The 16,924-nt window shown below is 59.5% G+C and carries 13 protein-coding genes, 1 pseudogene and 1 other annotated feature; of the genes and pseudogenes, 9 read left to right on the top strand and 5 right to left on the bottom strand.

The annotated features are described in order from the left end of the window. Positions 1-106 precede the first annotated feature (106 nt). Positions 107-1,186 carry a glycosyltransferase family 4 protein gene (locus tag CBP34_RS17845; RefSeq protein WP_094098797.1) on the top strand — a complete coding sequence of 360 codons (1,080 nt, stop codon included), beginning with the start codon at positions 107-109 and terminating at the stop codon, positions 1,184-1,186. Between the two features lie 12 nt (positions 1,187-1,198). On the opposite strand, the gene CBP34_RS17840 is transcribed toward CBP34_RS17845, so the two are convergent. Continuing rightward, complete coding sequence (locus tag CBP34_RS17840; protein WP_094098796.1) at positions 1,199-1,918, bottom strand: hypothetical protein; 720 nt, start codon at positions 1,916-1,918, stop codon at positions 1,199-1,201. 448 nt (positions 1,919-2,366) lie between these two features. On the opposite strand from CBP34_RS17840, the gene CBP34_RS17835 reads away from it, so the two are divergent. Further along, a protein-coding gene (locus tag CBP34_RS17835) for an IS3 family transposase (protein WP_157896455.1) occupies positions 2,367-3,598 on the top strand; the annotation gives its coding sequence in 2 pieces (ribosomal slippage) (positions 2,367-2,658 and positions 2,658-3,598; 1,233 coding nt in all). After that, positions 2,645-2,761: a sequence feature (AL1L pseudoknot), on the top strand. It overlaps the preceding gene by 117 nt. Positions 3,599-3,750: 152 nt before the next feature. Here the strand turns inward: CBP34_RS17835 and CBP34_RS17830 are convergent. Next, positions 3,751-5,685 carry a hypothetical protein gene (locus CBP34_RS17830; protein WP_236748461.1) on the bottom strand — a complete coding sequence of 645 codons (1,935 nt, stop codon included), beginning with the start codon at positions 5,683-5,685 and terminating at the stop codon, positions 3,751-3,753. 1,166 nt (positions 5,686-6,851) lie between these two features. Between CBP34_RS17830 and CBP34_RS17820 the strand changes: the two genes are divergently transcribed. From CBP34_RS17820 to CBP34_RS17790, 7 genes and pseudogenes are all read left to right on the top strand, one after another. Beyond that, positions 6,852-8,300 carry a UbiA family prenyltransferase gene (locus CBP34_RS17820; protein ID WP_094098795.1) on the top strand — a complete coding sequence of 483 codons (1,449 nt, stop codon included), beginning with the start codon at positions 6,852-6,854 and terminating at the stop codon, positions 8,298-8,300. Next, positions 8,297-8,662, top strand: a complete 366-nt coding sequence (locus tag CBP34_RS17815) for a DMT family transporter (RefSeq protein ID WP_094098794.1) — start codon at positions 8,297-8,299, stop codon at positions 8,660-8,662. Before CBP34_RS17820 ends, CBP34_RS17815 begins: the two co-directional genes overlap by 4 nt. Before the next feature lie 208 nt (positions 8,663-8,870). Further along, positions 8,871-10,192 (top strand): annotated as a pseudogene (locus CBP34_RS17810) (UDP-glucose dehydrogenase family protein). A gap of 22 nt (positions 10,193-10,214) precedes the next feature. Next, positions 10,215-11,219 carry a GNAT family N-acetyltransferase gene (locus tag CBP34_RS17805; RefSeq protein WP_236748460.1) on the top strand — a complete coding sequence of 335 codons (1,005 nt, stop codon included), beginning with the start codon at positions 10,215-10,217 and terminating at the stop codon, positions 11,217-11,219. A 370-nt stretch (positions 11,220-11,589) separates the two neighbouring features. After that, positions 11,590-12,315, top strand: coding sequence for a PEP-CTERM/exosortase system-associated acyltransferase (locus tag CBP34_RS17800; protein WP_157896511.1), 726 nt, complete (start codon positions 11,590-11,592; stop codon positions 12,313-12,315). A 6-nt stretch (positions 12,316-12,321) separates the two neighbouring features. Then, the gene (locus CBP34_RS17795; RefSeq protein WP_094098793.1) at positions 12,322-13,767 is read left to right on the top strand and encodes a phenylacetate--CoA ligase family protein; all 1,446 of its coding nucleotides are present in this window, start codon (positions 12,322-12,324) and stop codon (positions 13,765-13,767) included. A gap of 198 nt (positions 13,768-13,965) precedes the next feature. After that, the gene (locus CBP34_RS17790) at positions 13,966-14,772 is read left to right on the top strand and encodes a THxN family PEP-CTERM protein (RefSeq protein ID WP_094098792.1); all 807 of its coding nucleotides are present in this window, start codon (positions 13,966-13,968) and stop codon (positions 14,770-14,772) included. 129 nt (positions 14,773-14,901) lie between these two features. Here the strand turns inward: CBP34_RS17790 and CBP34_RS17785 are convergent, their stop codons facing one another. From CBP34_RS17785 to CBP34_RS17775, 3 genes are read right to left on the bottom strand one after another with little or no spacing between them, the layout of a single operon-like run. Further along, positions 14,902-15,753 (bottom strand): hydrolase 1, exosortase A system-associated, encoded by an 852-nt coding sequence (locus tag CBP34_RS17785; protein WP_094098791.1) that lies wholly within the window; start codon positions 15,751-15,753, stop codon positions 14,902-14,904. Next, on the bottom strand, positions 15,750-16,601 hold the full coding sequence (locus CBP34_RS17780) for a hydrolase 2, exosortase A system-associated (protein WP_094098790.1): 852 nt from the start codon (positions 16,599-16,601) through the stop codon (positions 15,750-15,752). Before CBP34_RS17780 ends, CBP34_RS17785 begins: the two co-directional genes overlap by 4 nt. Continuing rightward, positions 16,598-16,858 (bottom strand): acyl carrier protein, encoded by a 261-nt coding sequence (locus CBP34_RS17775; RefSeq protein WP_094098789.1) that lies wholly within the window; start codon positions 16,856-16,858, stop codon positions 16,598-16,600. The genes CBP34_RS17780 and CBP34_RS17775 overlap by 4 nt, the downstream gene beginning before the upstream one ends. Positions 16,859-16,924 lie beyond the last annotated feature (66 nt).

Raw genomic sequence — 16,924 nt, 5'->3', positions numbered from 1 at the left:
ACTCGTGAATTTGCAGTCGTTGTTATCGCGTGGACAATTTCTGCAATTATCGGTGTGAAATTTCGAATTGCGTCTGGAATGATTTTTGAATAATGGAGAGTGGTTGATGATTGCCGATTCAAAACGATTGAAAGTTGTTCTGATTCCGCCAGAAGAATGGCTTCCTGGTATGGAAACATTTGTCCATGGAGAATGCCCCGATCCTGTGGTGTTCTTTGATTTGCTCGCCAATAATCATGGTATTGATGTAGAGTTGATCGATCCAGGGGTTCCGAAATGGATTCCTCTGGTGCACAGGCATCCTATATATAGAGGGCTGGATCCCGTTCGAGCTATCAAAGTGCTGTTTGGCCGTCGCAAGGTTGATGTTGTTATTTCTGTTTTTGAGAGTTCAGCCACGGTGCTCTCATTCCTGCGTTCATTGATTCCCTTTAAGCCGAAGTTGATTATGTGGGATATAGCGCCTGACGAGGTTTGGCGGCCCAGACGCTTGTTGCAGAATTTAACGGTTCCTCGGGTTGATAACATATTGCTGCTGTCATCTCAGCAACAGAGTTATCTTGAGGCGCGCTGGCATGCCGGTGACAAGGCGAAGATGATTTGGCAAAGCGTAGATACTGATTTTTATCAGCCTGAACCTGCTCAGCCGCAGGGGCCAGTTTTAGCTATAGGAGACGACCACGGACGGGATTGGCCAACATTGATCGAGGCATTGGCGCCGCTGGACATTGAACTCGTCCTCAAGACACGTAGCAAAGTAGAGCTGCCGGAAGGAGCACGCTTGAGGGTGCGACAGATTTCGAAGCGTGTCAGTTTCCGTGAGTTGAGGGATTTGTACGCGAAAGCTAGTATTGTCGTGATCCCTTTATCGGAGACTTTGAATGTAAGTGGTGTAGGCAGCGTTCTGGAATCCATGGCGATGGGGAAAGCTTTGGTGATCAGCGACAATCCTCCTATTCGAGATTACCTGGAACCCGGAAAAACCGCAGATGTTGTACCTGTCGGAGACGCTCTAGCCTTGCGCACGGCGGTCAAAGCACTACTGGCTGATAACAATCGTATGGAGCAAATGGGGCGGTTGGCGAGAGAGCGGGTGGTGCAACTCTATGGAAATGAGGCGTTTGCTCATCGTTTTGCCGCTGCGCTCCGAGATATCTGTAACGATTCGTTGGTTGAGGCAAATTGACTGTTGTGGCACTTATTGATTGAGCGTGCGCCGAATTTTGCTGATAACCCTTCGTTTGAAGAATCGGAGCCGTGTGAAGTAGTCGAGGTCAAGTCCTTCATCGACTGTGTACCCAGTGGCTCTTACCCGGACTCCACGGAGAGATAAGTCCCCGTTCTTCAATAAATTATTTTGAACCGTGTGCAATAGAATCGATTCGGCGTTCATTGGTTTGTTTGTTGCAACCACGTCGTTAATTATAGATATTCTGTCGGCATAAACTTTTGCGGCGCGCAGGTTGCACATGCAAACCCTATCGTTGAGCCCACCCCAACGCTGCCATGTAGGTGTCAACAGGTCAAATCGACCATCTAGCAACTTTGGCAATGCATCTGCCGGCACGAGTTGATCCAAATATTCGACATCAGGGCGGGCAAATAATATGGCGTCTATTTCATCGCCCTCTGCATTTTTTATCATTTGCATTACGGCTTGCAGGCTGCGGTATTGGTTAATGAGGTTTCGGTGTGAGTTGGTGGTAGGGTCATTGCTCTGCAAGTCGTGATGTTTGAATGTTTCAAGCAAGACTGCATTTTCCTCATCTCTCTGCGGCGCCATGATGACCTGATCAAACTGAAGTAGATCGACTCCGCGGTTCTTGAACGAGCCTACGTTTTCGCCGCTGCGCGGGTTATTGATGCCCTGTGGAATATTGAAGTGCCCGAATAATTTGACTTGTGCGCCGTATTGCATCAGCGGATGTATCAAGTTGTTTTGAATGCTTCTGTGTGTCCATGGAAGTGAGCGATTCAAGCCGAACAGGGCAATACACACGCGCATAAGTATTTTCGGTGGTATGGGGCGGATTCATGTCTGAAGCGCAGCACCCGATATTTCAAGGAAGGAGGGGATTCGACCGGCACTCCGAGGCAATTCCTGCTCGGCCGTCCGCAGAGATCGTATGTCCAAGTGCCTGTCTGAGCAACAACTGCCGCAGACGGAGTTGTTCACTCAGCTTGCGCCCGCACATGGAGTCGTTGCCCGTAACCTGCTGCGCCTACTCGATCCATGCAGCTTGATCCCATTGTGTTCACATGTCGAAGATTGCCGGGGTAGGCGAACCAGCGTTTGCGACAGTCCACTTGGCAACATGAACCGCCCCGGTTTTTGAGGAGGCTCTTTTCTCTGAGAGGATTGAGCCATGAAGAAGTCAAACAAGTTCTCACCCGAAGTCCGTGAACGTGCGGTGAGATTAGTGCAGGAGCACCGGGGGGAGTACCCATCGTTATGGGCTGCCATTGAATCCATCGCCCCCAAGATTGGCTGCGTGCCGCAAACGCAGCATGAATGGGTCAAGCGTGTCGAAGTCGATACTGGCGTGCGCGAAGGCGTCACCACTAGCGAGGCGCAGCGGGTCAAGGATCTGGAGCGCGAGGTCAAGGAGTTGCGCCGGGCCAACGAGATACTGAAGCTGGCCAGCGCGTTTTTCGCCCAGGCGGAGCTCGACCGCCGACTCAAGTCCTGAAGGACTTCATTGACAAGCATCGCGATACCTTCGGGGTCGAGCCGCTCTGCAAGGTCTTGCAGATTGCCCCGTCGGCTTATCGAAGACATGCTGCGCTGCTGCGCGAGCCCCACAGGCGTTGTGAGCGGGCTCTGCGCGATGAGCAGTTAGTGCCGCAGATTCAACGCGTTTGGCAGGCCAACATGCAGGTCTACGGCGCTGACAAGGTGTGGCGCCAACTGGGGCGCGAAGGTGTTGTCGTGGCTCGCTGCACGGTCGAGCGATTGATGCGCAAGCTGGGGCTGCGCGGCGTGATGCGTGGCAAGGTCGTGCGCACAACTGTCGGTGATGCCAAGGCGCCATGCCCGCTGGACCGGGTCAACCGGCAGTTCCGGGCCGAGCGGCCGAACCAGTTATGGGTCAGCGACTTCACCTATGTCTCGACCTGGCAGGGCTGGCTGTACGTGGCCTTCGTCATCGACGTGTTTGCCCGTCGCATCGTTGGTTGGCGAGTCAGCAGTTCGATGCGAACGGACTTCGTGCTCGATGCGCTGGAGCAGGCGTTGTACGCACGCCAACCCGAGCAGGGCAGCAGCCTGGTCCATCACTCGGATCGCGGCTCGCAATACGTCAGCATCCGGTACAGCGAACGCCTGGCCGAGGCGGGCATAGAGCCCTCGGTGGGCAGCAAGGGTGACAGCTATGACAACGCGCTGGCCGAGACGATCAACGGGCTCTACAAGGCCGAGCTGATACATCGCCGCGCCCCCTGGAAGACCAAGGAGGCCGTGGAGCTGGCCACGCTGGAATGGGTGGCCTGGTTCAACCATCACAGGCTGCTCGAACCCATCGGGTACATCCCGCCTGTAGAAGCTGAGGCAAACTACTACCGGCAACTCGCCAGTCAGACTGCCATGATGGTGGCCTGACTTAAACCAACTGGCCTCCACGAAAACCGGGGCGGTTCAACAAAATATGAAAAAAAGGGAACGCGTTGAACACGTTCCCTTTTTCCATAATGCCCATAGCGGGCATAACCGACATGCATTGCCGCACCTGCGCGGCACTTCGGGGCATCCAGTCAAGGTCTTGGTACGATGGCCCAAGTTGGGTTTCTAGACATGTCGGCGTCCATCGCTGGTGTCATCGCACGCCATTTTGCATATGTTGATCCTGCATCAGTGATGCCACCGTTGAACGCTGAGGCCAACGCTGCACGAGCACTCGCTGCATATCCATCAGACGACGCTGGATAGCCCGCAATGACCATCCCTGTGTTGCAGGTTTCACCAGGGAAATTGGCCTGGAAAAGATCTCGCCAAGATGTGTATGGATTGTTGCTCGAGTTCCTGGTACTAAAGTAATAGCCTGCGGCATATGCAGTGCAGAACCCTTGGGCTTCAGCATTAAAACGACCCACGTTGAATTTGCTGATCCACGCCAGTGTCGTGTAGGCATTCGGCTCATTGTTTTCTGCCAACTGGGCCATCACGATGCCGAAATAGTCGTTTTGCCATGGCCCGGTGACATCTTGTTGGTCGGGTTTTGGCAGTGCATTGAGCGGATAAAGCGTAGCGGCACTGGGATTCAAAGGGTATACCTTGGCATACCAATCCAAGTTAACTTTCAGGCGATTGTCAAAGTAGCTCTTGCGAGGGTGGTTGTCTGGCAGTGCGCGATAGGTTTCACCCAAAGAGCGCATCGCCCAGGCTTGGCCGCGCACCTGATTGTCTATGGCTAGTCCGAGGCCAGCACCCCGGTAGCCCGGGTTTGGTGTCGCTGCATTCCAGGCGGTCCAGAACATCATTTCGTCTAAATAAAAGGTGTCCCCTGTCACCAGATAGGGCACATATGCAAAAGATGATTGGTGAGCCACGTCCGGTGTCCAGATGGTGGTGCCGTCTACTACTGCCGGCAAGACAGGACTTGACCATTCTGGAGTGATCGAGACGTTGGGGTAGCGATCAAGATCAAGGGGGTAGCCTGTGGCCTCGTCTCGATAGTGTGTATTCACGGCCGCCGCAGCGTCTGCGTTGGCCAACATCACTTCAAGTGCGCTGGAGTCTTGGCTCAACAAGTAATTCACCGTCCACCGCGGGTAGGGGCCAATATCGTCGCGCCCACCTGTCATTGGAAAATAGGGCTCCACCATGACATTGCCCATCGGGCCCAGTGCAGCTTGGTCAGCACGAGCTTTTGTCAAGCGGCTGTAGTCGTTGTCCAGGACGCTGGCGGGGATTTGGATGTTCAGGTCGTAATTCCAGACGGCTTTGCTCGCCATGAAGTACGGCATATTGTGGCGCACGCGGGCTTTGGGCTCGGCCAACGAGCCGGTCCATAGCACCTTGTGCCACCGCGCGTGGTGGTAGTGGGTGAACTTGGGCTGGGTGTAGATCGTGCTGCCGTTGCGTTTGACGGCGAACGAGTAGGTGATGTTGCCCGGGCTGGCCGTCCAGGTGCGGGTGTTCTCCATGACCACGTCGGTGCGAATGCGCTGGCCGCCATCCGTCAGGCGGGTGTGCAACCGGGCGCTCAAGTGCGGGTGCGGGGTGCCGGTGGCCTTGTTCTTGAAGGGCAGTGCGACGGTGTACTCGGTGGCCACAGCGCCGGCCAGGCGGCGGCCGGTGGTGCTGGCGATTTGCGTGACGAGTTGGCTTTGTGGTTGTGCTACCAGCGTGGCAGTGACGTTGCCGTTGGCGTCGTACACCTGGGCTTCGAGTTCCAGGTTCCAGTCTGGGGATGCGGGCACGCTGGGGGTGCTGTTGACCTTTGCACCAGGGAAGATGTTGATGATGCGGGCTTCGCCAGGCTGGACGTTGCTCAGCTGCGCGCTAAGGACGGCGAAGCGGGCAGAACCGTCGCGGTGCGACGAGATTTCATCGGCCTGCAAGGGAATGGTCGCTCCGCCTACCTGGGCCACAAGCCCTTGCGTTGTGTGCAACCAATCACCCGCTTTGAAGGGTTGGCCAAAGGTGACAGGCAAACTGGCCTGCGCCTGGGTGCTGGTGGAGGCCACTTCGACACAGGTAATGGCACCGGCCGCGCAGCTAAAGGGGGCTTTGGCAATTGGGGTCGGGGCCGGCGGCAGAACTGGAGCTGGAGCTGGAGCTGGAGCTGGAGCTGGAGCTGGAGCTGGAGCTGGAGCTGGAGCTGGGGTAGGAACGATGCCCGGCGTGGAAATGATGCCCGGCGTGGAAACGATGCCAGGGGTTGTAACGATGCCAGGGGTCGAAACGGTTTGGGTCGATGGTGTGGAAGAGGTGCGTTGGCGCTGTCGCTGAAGTTCCAGAGCGGATTCGGACGCTTGCGCGGATTCCAGTCCAAGTGCAGCGCTGTCGCCGCCGCCCCCGCATGCAGACAGGGTGGCTAGAAGTAGAAGACTTGTAATCCCGTTGCGACAATCGTGTCTGATTGTGGGGGGGTGTGCGGGCGCAGTGATCATGTGAATTGGACCGTTCAATGGGATGGTGTTGCAGAGGTGTTTCGGCAAAAGGTTTATGCCGATGCAGTGTGACTCTGTGGATTCAGGCCGGAATGGCGGCACGCCAGCAGTAACTGGCGCCGCGAAATTTGTGGGGTTTATGGGCGTTGACTACAGAAAAGGTCTGTTTCGGCCTACAGCAGACGAGCGATTGTCCGAGAGGGTATGACCCCAGACGAAACTGGTTGTCACAGCGAGAAAATAGAGTTTTTCCCTGTTTAGCCTATGGATAGGCTCCGTTCGAAGCACTTGCAAAGTTTTGGGTGCATGGTGCCAAACGGAAAAAACGTGTAGCACTGAACCCAGGTTGGGTATGCGGTTGAAGGGGTTAAATCAGCGTAAAAAAGCCACCCGCTTCACCGAAGCCACTACTGCGTTCAGGCCTGCATACACGTCGGAAAGCGGGCATGGGCTGCTCCACCTGCTTGCAACATCTTTAAACATATTTGCGTTAGCCGGGCTTGTGCACGCCCGTTTCCGGCGCAATTTCGAATCGCCGTCATCAGCACCATGACGTGCTGGTCGGTTTCATCCACACTGCAACCCGGTTAAAAGCTATTAATTAAATAGCATTTCACGCTTTATCGGCGTTCATTTTGGTCCGTTTCTTGTGTGATCAATGGGGTTGTGGCGCGCAGAAAGAAAGCGGGATTTTCGGGGATATCTGCTACAACTTGCCTCACACATTGAAGGAGGGGCGGATGGGGGATACATCGAACTTGCCGTTGGTCGTGGACCTGGACGGCACCCTCACGCCCACCGACACTTTGCTGGAGTCCTTGGTTCGCCTGCTCAAGCATTCTCCGGTCAGCCTTCTGTGGTTGCCTTTGTGGCTGATGCGGGGCCGGTCAGGGTTCAAGGATGCCATCTCGGCGCGCGTCGCCATTGACGCCCAAAAAATTCCCTATTGCGCGCCGCTGCTGGCGTATCTCCAAGCGGAAAAATCCAGGGGGCGTCAGATCGTCCTGGCCACGGCGGCGCACCACACGACCGCCGACGAGGTTTCCAGGCATCTGGGCATTTTTGACAAGGTGCTTGCCACCCACGCCGGCAGCAACCTGAAGGGCCTGGCGAAACTCAAGGCGATCCAGGAAAACGTGGGCGAGGCTTTTGTGTATGCGGGCGATTCCAGGGCCGACCTTCCCATCTGGAAGCAGGCCAGGGCGGCGATCCTGGTGGGTGTGGCGCAAAGCACGGCGGCGCTGGTGCGACGCGATGTGCCGATCGAACGCGAATACCCGAAGCAGAGCAGCGGCATGGCCGTGTGGCTGCGGGCATTGCGGGTGCACCAATGGATCAAGAACCTGTTGCTGTTCGTCCCGCTGCTCACCACATTCGCATTCACCGATGTCTACAAGCTGGGCAGCATGGTGCTGGCCTTTTTGGCTTTTTCCCTCGCTGCGTCAGCGACCTATATCGTCAACGACCTGTGGGACCTTGAAAGCGACCGCTCTCACCCCCGCAAACGCCTGCGCCCCTTTGCCTGTGGCGCGCTGCCCATCCTGCATGGGCTCCTTGTGGCGGGCATTGCTCTGGTCTTGTCCCTTTTCCTGGCCAGCACCGTATCGCGCGGGTTTTTGTGGATGCTGGTGACGTATCTGGTGTTGACCAGTTTCTATAGCTGGGTCATCAAGGAATACGTGTTGATGGATGTGCTCATGCTGTCGCTTCTCTACACCATTCGCATACTGGCTGGTTCCGTGGCGATCGGTGTGGCCACCAGTTCCTGGTTGCTGGCGTTTTCGGCCTTCCTGTTCCTGAGCCTGGCATTGGTCAAGCGCTGTGCAGAGCTGGTGTCGTTGAAAGAGGCCGGCGCGGGTGCCACCCGGGGACGCGACTACCGGGTAAGCGACCTGGTGGTGCTGTGGCCGCTGGGTGTGGGCGCAGCACTCTGTGCCGTGGTGGTGTTCGGCCTGTTCATCAGCGCCCCCGAGACCCAGGCACGCTACGCCACCCCGCAAATGCTGTGGTTGGTGGCCATTGGGCTGGTGTATTGGATGGCCCGCCTGTGGGTCAAGACATCACGCGGTGAGATGCACGACGACCCGGTTGTCTATGCCATCAAAGACCGCGGCAGCCGCCTGACGGTGCTCGCCATGATCGTCGCAGCCATGGCAGCCCATTTTTTGACTGTGGAGCTTCTGCCGTGAACACCTTTGTGATTGCCTTGCTAAGCGTCGCGCTGTCGGTGGCTGCGCAGTTCGCGCTGAAAGCTGGCATGTCGGACCAGGGGGTGCGGGATGCCTTGGCCCAGCCCTATTCGCTGGGCAATATCGTGTCGGTGATTGCCAACAAGTATGTAGTGGGGGGCTTTCTGCTCTATGGCCTGGGGGCCGTCATCTGGCTCGGCGTGCTGTCGAAATGGGACGTGAGCAAGGCCTACCCGCTCGTCGGGCTGGGGTTTGCGTTGACGGTGGTGGTGGGGCTCATGGTGGGCGAGCAGGTCTCGCTGCTGCGGGCCGGTGGCGTGGCATTGATTTGCGCTGGGGTTTTTTTGGTTGCAAGGTCCTGAAAAATTCGCGCCCACGCTTCGATAGGATGACATTTCAGGTTAATTCTTCATGGCCATTTGGCTTTGCTCTTTTGCCCCCTTGTATGCGCCGCTTTGGCAAATCCTGGCGGCCTGGCGCACTGTTTGCACGAGGGCGCTCAACCTTGTGCCGTGGCTATGATGCATTCGTTGCATTCCCAAGTGGTATGGCTATTTTGAATCAGGCATCATGAAAATTACAGTAATTGGGACAGGGTATGTGGGGCTGGTGAGCGGGCTTGCCTGGCTGAAGTCGGCAACGATGTTCTGTGTTTGGACCTCGACCTCGAGAAGATTCGTGTTCTGGAGGCAGGTGGCATCCCTATTTTTGAACCCGGCCTGCAGGACATGGTGCAGCGCAATGTAGCTTCCGGGCGCCTGCACTTCACCACCGATGTGGCGCGCGCTGTCCAGCACGGCACCATCCAGTTCATCGCGGTGGGAACCCCGCCCGACGAAGATGGCTCGGCCGACATGCAATATGTGCTGGCGGCGGCGCGCAACATTGGCCGCCTCATGACCGACTACAAGGTGGTGGTGGACAAGAGCACGGTGCCTGTCGGCACGGCCGACAAGGTGCAGGCAGCCATTGCCGACGAACTGCGTCAGCGCGGCGTGCAGACGCCTTTTGCGGTGGTATCCAACCCCGAGTTCCTCAAGGAAGGTGCGGCAGTCGAGGATTTCATGCGCCCTGACCGCATCATTGTGGGCGCGTCCGACGAGCAGGCCATTTTGCTGATGCGCGCGCTTTACGCGCCGTTTCAGCGCAACCGCGAGCGCCTGATCGTGACCGACGCACGCAGCGCCGAGCTGACCAAATACGCCGCCAACGCCATGCTGGCCACGCGCATCAGTTTCATGAACGAGTTGGCCAACCTCGCGGAAAAGCTGGGTGCCGACATTGAAATGGTGCGCCAAGGCATGGGCTCCGACCCACGCATCGGCTATCACTTCCTGTACCCGGGCTGCGGCTACGGTGGCTCGTGCTTTCCCAAGGATGTGAAGGCGCTTATCAAAACCGCGTCCGGCGAGGACGACGTGGGTCTGAAAGTGCTCGCGGCAGTGGAAGCTGCCAATGAAGCGCAAAAACACGTGCTCGGCCGCAAGATCAAACAACGCCTGGGCGACGATCTCACGGGCCGGCATTTTGCTGTGTGGGGCCTGGCATTCAAACCCAACACCGATGACATGCGCGAAGCACCCAGCCTGGAGCTGCTGGCCGACCTGCTGGCCGCCGGTGCCTCAGTCACCGCCTACGATCCGGTGGCCATGCATGAAGCGCAGCGCGTGCTGGGTAACGAGCCGCGCGTGAGCTATGCGCAGACCCCCAACGATGCATTGGTGGGAGCGGACGCGCTGGTCATCGTGACCGAATGGAAAGAGTTCCGCAGCCCGGACTTTGACCTCATCAAGGCACGGCTCAAGCAGCCACTCATCGTGGACGGCCGCAACCTGTACGACCCTGCGCTGGTGCGTGGTCAGGGATTTGACTATCTGGCCATCGGCCGTTAAGCGACCAAGGCAGGGCGGCGGCATGCCCGGCGACATCTTCGAGACAGAAGCATGGTTTGCCAACCTGCTGGCCCATGGCTTCGAGCGGCCTCCCCACCAGAACTGGACGTGGCAGCTGCCAGCCCCGCGGCAAGGCCGAGCGGCCCATTTGCGCTTGATGCAGCAATCGCCCGGCGATCCGCTGGCAGCGTTGAGCAATTACTACAGTTGTCTCTATGGCCCGGTGGGCTCGGCGGAAGCCATTCACGAACTTTCGGCCCCGCAGTGGCAGGCGGCGGCACAGGCACTGCGCCGGTTGCCGGGTAGCTCCGTGTTGCGACTGCAGCCGCTGGACGCCAACAGCGCGTGGCTGGTGGCGCTGCAAAGTGGTCTGCGCGCCGCCGGCTACTGGACGGACAGGTTTTTCTGCTTCGGCAACTGGTACCAGCCGGTGCCCGACGGCGGGTTTGCCGCCTACTGGCAACAGCGCCCGTCGGCCCTTCGGCACAGCGTGGAGCGTGGGCGCCGCCGGCTGGACCATGCTGGCGCCTGGCGGATCGATATCCACACGGGTGACGCCGCCGGCCTGGATAACGCGTTGGCCGCATACCAGGCGGTCTACTCCCAAAGCTGGAAGCAGCCTGAGCCCTGTCCCGGCTTCATGCCGGGGCTCGTGCACACCGCCGCGCGCGAAGGCTGGCTGCGCCTGGGTGTGTTGTGGCTGGGCGAGCAGCCGCTGGCCGCGCAGGTCTGGCTGGTGCATGGCGACAAGGCCAATATCTACAAGCTGGCTTATGTGAAGGGGCAAGACCGCTTGTCGCCAGGTTCCATTCTCACGGCGGCTCTGATGGAACACGTCATGGACGTGGACGGGGTGCGCGAAGTGGACTATCTCAGCGGCGACGACGCCTACAAACGTGACTGGATGGCCCAGCGTCGCGAGCGTGTAGGGTTGGTGGCCTTCGACCAGCGGCATTGGCGTGGCTGGCTGGCAGGGGGGCGGCATCTTCTGGGGCGTTGGCGCAGGTTTTTGCGCTCTGCGTTGTGAGCCTGCTCGAGCGGCTCACAACATTCACCTAAGTCTTTGCATGGTTGGAGTCCGCTCGTCCACGCTTTGTGCGGTCAACCCCGACTGACACGTTCACGTTGCCATTTGGAAACTTTGGTAAGTGTGCGTTAACAAGATGGATGCGATACGCGGCAGAGGCACTTTCCCCTGAGTGATGGTGCTATTTTCGTGCCGACTTCATTCACTAAGTGTTACGGATCAAGCGTTATCTTGGGCAATCATGGGCCAAGTGCCGTCTGAAGAGCGGTTGTTTCCATCCTCTATCGGCTTGTGTGACCCACTGAAAGGGCCATCTTCCGTCGCAACGAGGCCCACCCTAGCCCTCGCAATACACGCAGGATCGCCCCGCATGAATGCCGTTTTACAGCCACAGCAAGAGTTCGCTGCCCAATTCTCGGGTCGTGAAGTCTTGCCCCATCACGATGGTCCCCTGTTTCGTTCCGTGGAGGAACTGCGTTACCAGGTTTATTGCGAGGAATGCGGCTTTCTGAAACCGGAAGACTGTCCCGGCGGGCGCGAAACCGACGAGCATGACAGCAACTCGGCGCATTTCGCGTCGCTGAACCACAGCCAGGAGGTGGCCGGCTATGTGCGCCTGGTGCTTCCGGACGCGATCCAGACGTTTCCGTTTCAAACCCACTGTGTGACGCTGCTCGATGACGTGATCTTGCCCCCTGCTTCGCTGTCGGCCGAAATCAGTCGGCTGATGGTGCGTAAAGATTACCGACGCCGCCACGGCGAGCAGCCGCCCAGCGGCGCCTCGACCGACCAACCCGATCCTGCACCTGCCCCCGAGATGCGCAATCCATCGCCGCAGATCTTGCTGAGCCTGTATCGCGAAATGTATGCCTACAGCCTGCAAAACGAGATTCGCTATTGGTATGCCGCCATGGAGCGGTCCTTGGCGCGCATACTGACCCGGATGAATTTTGGTTTCCAGCAAATCGGGCCCGCCACCGACTACTACGGCCCTGTGGCCCCCTATGTCGCGGACTTGCGGGTTCTTGAGCGCCAGTTGGACCAGCGAAACCCGGCGCTGCTGGCTTGGATGCGTAGCGCCGTTGACCTGACCTGAGCGCCCATGGGGCTGCTCTCGCTTCTGCCTTCGGGTGCAGTGCGCGCGCTGCGCAAGTTCATGTTGAGCCAGGGCCGGCGCATGGGTAGCCATCGCATGCTGGCCACATCCAAAAGCCGTGCGCTCCGCGCCATCAGCGACGCCGCAAAGCTCAGCCCGGCCTACAGAAACTTGCTGCAAGAGCACGGTGTCGATGCGGCCCAACTCGGCCCGCAGACCGACTGGAACCGCTTGCCGGTGCTGACCAAGGCCAACACCTTCGAGCGCTTTACGCTGGCGCAGCTCTCGCGGCCGCTTCCGGCCAACGCGCTAGCCGATGTGCTCACCAGTTCGGGCCGCAGTGGCCGCAGCTATGGTTTTCGGCTAACGGCCCGTAAAGAGCACGAAGAAGCCTGGTTTTCTATCGATCTGGGCCTTCAGGATGTCTTTGGCGTGGACGAAAAGCCCACGCTGCTCGTCAACTGCCTGCCGATGGGAGTGGTTTTCCGCTCCAGGGCGGTGGCGGTGGCCAATGTCAGTGTGCGCGAAGACATGGCGTGCTCCATCTTGCGCGACGTGGGGCCGGGTTTTCAGCAAACCTTGCTGTGCACCGACCCCCTGTTCATTCGCCGTCTGCTGGACGAAGCCCACCGGGTGGGCGTGGACTGGCGCGCGCTCAACACCAGCGTGATCGTGGGCGAAGAAGTGCTGGTGGAAGCCCAGCGCGACTACATTGCCGCCCGCATGGGCATTGACATCGATCGTGACCCGCACCGCATCGTGGGCAGCTCGTTCGGGGTGGGCGAACTGGGCCTGAACCTGCTGTTTGAAACGCGCGAGACCATTCGCATGCGCCGCGCCATGCGTACCCAGCCGGCGCTGGCGCAGCTGCTGTGCGGTTCGGCGGCGGCGTTGTATGCCATGCCCTCGGTTTTTTGCTACAACCCGTTGCGCACCCACATCGAAATCCTCCATCCCGATGCGAGCGGCTTTGGCGAGCTTTGCATCACCATGCTAGACAGCCATGCGGTCATTGCGCTGCCGCGCTACGCCACGGGCGATCTGGGCCGGCTCATCTCGTCGGAGGAGGCTGTACAGGGCGCTGCCCTGGCGGGCACCGCTGCTCCGTGGCTGCCGCTGGTGGCCATTCAGGGGCGCATCAAAGACCGCCCTGCAGGCTTGCCTTCCGTGGAAAGCATCAAAGAGCTGCTTTACCTGGACCATGCCATCGCCGACCAGCTGAGCGGCGCTTTCCGCCTTGCCAAAAACGGCACGGGTGGCATCCAGCTGACGCTGCAGGCCAGCCACGCCGCCGCAGTTACCCCGGTGCTGCACGCCCAGCTTGTGGACCACTGCACCCGGCACGGGTTTGCAGAACTTGAAGTGGAACTGGTCGAGCCCGAAGACTTTCGGTGGCGGCCCCTGTTGGACTTTGAGCGAAAGTTTGCCTACGTGGCCGCAGCCGCCGATTGACCGTCGATTTTCTTTACGCCGCTGACGTGGCGGATCGGAAAGTTTTAAAAATTCCTTTATTTTTCAACCACTTGGAGTGGTTTGAATTGCTGGCATGGCTCGTGCTTACTTGGATGGCGAGGCGGTTTGAAGCGTCAACAACTGGGATCTTCCCGGCGACCAGACAGCCTCTTGCGCCAACCCTTATCAGGAGTCACCATGAAACACCTCACCAAAACCCTGCTTGCGGCAGGTGCGTTGGCAGTCAGCGCACTTTCCCATGCGGCACCTGTCATCAATTGGGACGTCACAGCCTCTGGCACCTGGACCGCCTTTACATCCAGCGCCGGCACGGGTGCAGGCGTCCAAAATCCTAATCCTCTGACGTTGCAATGGGGAACGTCCACCGGTAGCGGTCAAAGCTCGCTGGTGATCAACAATCCCGTTCCGGCCACGACAAATATTCTGACATGGTACGGCGGTGGCACTCCTCCCGCCGGTTACATCGCCCCGAGCATTGCGCTGACACACTCGAACAACCCCATCACCGGAAGAACGTTGACCAGTGCTGTGTTGACGGCCGCAGTGACCCTGAAGCCGACGAACCCCGTGGGTCCCAACTTGCCGTTGCCCAATATCAACTACGCCATCCGGTTCACTGAAACGCCGAACTCAACGCCTTGCGCAGCTACCAGCCCTCCCGGAAATCCCTGCAACGACATCTTTGTGCTGGTTGATGGTTTTCTCAATGAGTCCTTCGTCTATGACGGCCAGACTTACTTCGTGAATGCCTTCCCGACCTCCGGCGGCAACCTGAGCACGCTGTCCAATGCCGCTTGCGCTGCCGCTGGAGCGCCCAATGGCTGCTTTGGTTTCACCACGGTGGAAGGGCAATCTACCCGCCTGGCTTTCGGCCTCACCATCTCGTCAGAGCGCCTGCAGGTTCCAGAACCTGGGTCGCTGGCTCTGATTGGCCTGGCATTGGCAGGCTTGGGCTTTGTGGCCCGCCGGCGCTCTGCCGCCTGATGGTTTGACGCAGGCACCGCCCAGCAGCGGTAGCTGTAAATTCAAAGGGGGCGCGCTTCGGCGTAGCCCCCTTTCCTTTGTCTATTTTTTATTTATCAATGCACACGCAACCCCGCGTGCTGTGACGGTTCAGCGATCAAGATCGTTCAGCCAGGCAAGCACCACGGCTTCCGCCTCGCGTTGCGCCGAGCTGCTGGAAAAAGTGTGGTCTGCGCCGTGGACCGCGTGTTGGGTGACGCCAGGGCGTGAAAGCAAGCCGCGCCACGCGGGGTGCGTTTTGGCATGTTCCACGAACTCCTGTGCCGTCAGATCACGCTCGCTCAAAATAAGCATGATTTTGCCTTCAACCGCTTTCCATCCGTGCGCCATTAGCTCCTGAAATGTGAGCGTTTCTGGCGGTTTTTGTCGCATGGCGCGCAGGTTTTTTCCCAGGCCGCGCAGGGCTTGCCAGCCCACGCCACCGGCTGCCAGCTTGCGCCAGAAACCGGGTTCCATGAGGCGTTGTCGGTAATAGTGCTTGACCTGTGCGCGGGCCAGTCCGGCGTCGGAGCGTACCCAGGGGTTGAGCAGCACCATCCCCGCCACGCGCGGGTCATGCCGAGCTTGCATGTAGAGCAGGCTGGCCGATGCACCGTCGCACAAGCCCCAGAGCACGACCTTGCCCACCCCTGTGCCCTGGCCGCGCAGGGCGTCGATTGCGGTGGCGATGTGGGGGGCTGAGTCTTCAAATGGCACGGGGTCTCCCGGGCTGTCGCCCATGCCGGGGAAATCAAAGCGCAACACGGGGTAGCCTGCGGCAGCGAGAAAGCGGGCGAGCTGCACAAACTGCCTGTGGCTGCCCACCCGGTATTGCGCGCCGCCTACGACGATCACGACGCCAGTGGTTTTTTGCGGTGCGCCTGGCGCCGGCAGGCTGACGATGCCCAGCATGTCCTGCACTTTCGGCCCGGTGACGACCAGCGGGTGCTCGTGGTAGCTCATGGTGGTGCAGCTTGCGCGGGCGTTTTGGCCAGCGCATCGAGCGTGGCCTGCACGAGGGCGGGGGCATCGTCGGTGCCCACCGTCTGCCAAAAGAGCGGGCCCGTGAGCGCCTGCGCAGACACGGCCCAGCCGGCGTCGCGCCAAACGGCGAGCTGCTTTTCAGAAGCAGGGCTCAGGGCGGGTTCTGCCTGGACCGACAATTCCAGCCAGACCAGTTGACCTGAGGGGCACGGTGGCGGCTCGAGCCGCGCTGCGGCCAGGCCCCGCGCCAGCGCTGGGCTCAGCGTGTAGCCGGCGATGTCTGCAGGCTGGCCGTTGTTCAGCATCTGGGACGGCGTCTGCCCGCTGGCTCTGTCCGCTCCCAGCCACTGGCTTGCTGTGTGCAGGCGCAAAAATTGTTGCTGCTGCTGCTGCCCGCTCACGACCGGCTGCCACAGCAGCAAGTGGCAGGGCTCACTCAGGTCTTTTGCCAGCGCCGTAGCCAGCAGGGCGCCTGCGCGCATGCCCCACAGCCACAGCGGTCCGCTGGCGTGTTCACGCAGCCAGTGGCGGGCCAGCCTCGCGTCCTGCAGCCAGGCCTCCCAGGTGGCATCGGCAAAGTGGCCCGCACTGTCGCCGCAACCCAGCAGGTCGATTTGCAGCACGCAGTAGCCTGCCAGCGCCAGCGCCCGCGCCTGTTGCGCGGCCACGCGGCGCGTGCAGTTGAGCTCTTCGGCGAAGGGGTGCAGATAAAGCACGCAACCCCGCACGAAATCACCTGGCGCAGGGTGGAACAGGCAAAAGCGCTTCCCGGAGCCGGTCGGCAGGAAAAAAGCCTGCGGCAACATGGCGCGCCCAAGAAGGCTCATGGGTCTTGCCGCGCCAGCGCCTGCTCCACCAGGTCGCTCAGGCTGCCCACGCAGGCGAAGGCCGAGCCATTGACGTCTTCGTCATTGAAGGTGATGCCGAAGTGGTTTTCCAGACCAGTGAGCAGTGCCAGCACGGCCATGGAGTCGAGTTCGGGCAGGGCGCCAAGTAGCGGAGTGTCGCGCGTGAATTCCGTGGTGCGACCTTGCAACCTGAGTGCGCTGTCGAGCACGTGAAGGACTTGTTCGGTCAGGTTCATGGCGGGTACTGGTGTGTGGCGGGGCGGTGGATGGATTCTAGGCACGCCGCCGGTTGCGCACGACAG

The organism is Acidovorax carolinensis (assembly GCF_002157145.1).
GTDB classification, from domain to species: domain Bacteria; phylum Pseudomonadota; class Gammaproteobacteria; order Burkholderiales; family Burkholderiaceae_C; genus Acidovorax; species Acidovorax carolinensis.
Note: the sequence above shows the minus strand (reverse complement) of the source record. Positions and strands in the feature narration are given on the sequence as shown.

Excerpts from the sequence above, each read along its gene's own strand:
- CBP34_RS17845 (WP_094098797.1), top strand. The coding sequence starts at position 107 with ATGATTGCCGATTCAAAACGATTGAAAGTTGTTCTGATTCCGCCAGAA.
- CBP34_RS17840 (WP_094098796.1), bottom strand. The coding sequence starts at position 1,918 with ATGCAATACGGCGCACAAGTCAAATTATTCGGGCACTTCAATATTCCA.
- CBP34_RS17820 (WP_094098795.1), top strand. The coding sequence starts at position 6,852 with ATGGGGGATACATCGAACTTGCCGTTGGTCGTGGACCTGGACGGCACC.
- CBP34_RS17805 (WP_236748460.1), top strand. The coding sequence starts at position 10,215 with ATGCCCGGCGACATCTTCGAGACAGAAGCATGGTTTGCCAACCTGCTG.
- CBP34_RS17800 (WP_157896511.1), top strand. The coding sequence starts at position 11,590 with ATGAATGCCGTTTTACAGCCACAGCAAGAGTTCGCTGCCCAATTCTCG.
- CBP34_RS17795 (WP_094098793.1), top strand. The coding sequence starts at position 12,322 with ATGGGGCTGCTCTCGCTTCTGCCTTCGGGTGCAGTGCGCGCGCTGCGC.
- CBP34_RS17790 (WP_094098792.1), top strand. The coding sequence starts at position 13,966 with ATGAAACACCTCACCAAAACCCTGCTTGCGGCAGGTGCGTTGGCAGTC.
- CBP34_RS17785 (WP_094098791.1), bottom strand. The coding sequence starts at position 15,753 with ATGAGCTACCACGAGCACCCGCTGGTCGTCACCGGGCCGAAAGTGCAG.
- CBP34_RS17780 (WP_094098790.1), bottom strand. The coding sequence starts at position 16,601 with ATGAGCCTTCTTGGGCGCGCCATGTTGCCGCAGGCTTTTTTCCTGCCG.
- CBP34_RS17775 (WP_094098789.1), bottom strand. The coding sequence starts at position 16,858 with ATGAACCTGACCGAACAAGTCCTTCACGTGCTCGACAGCGCACTCAGG.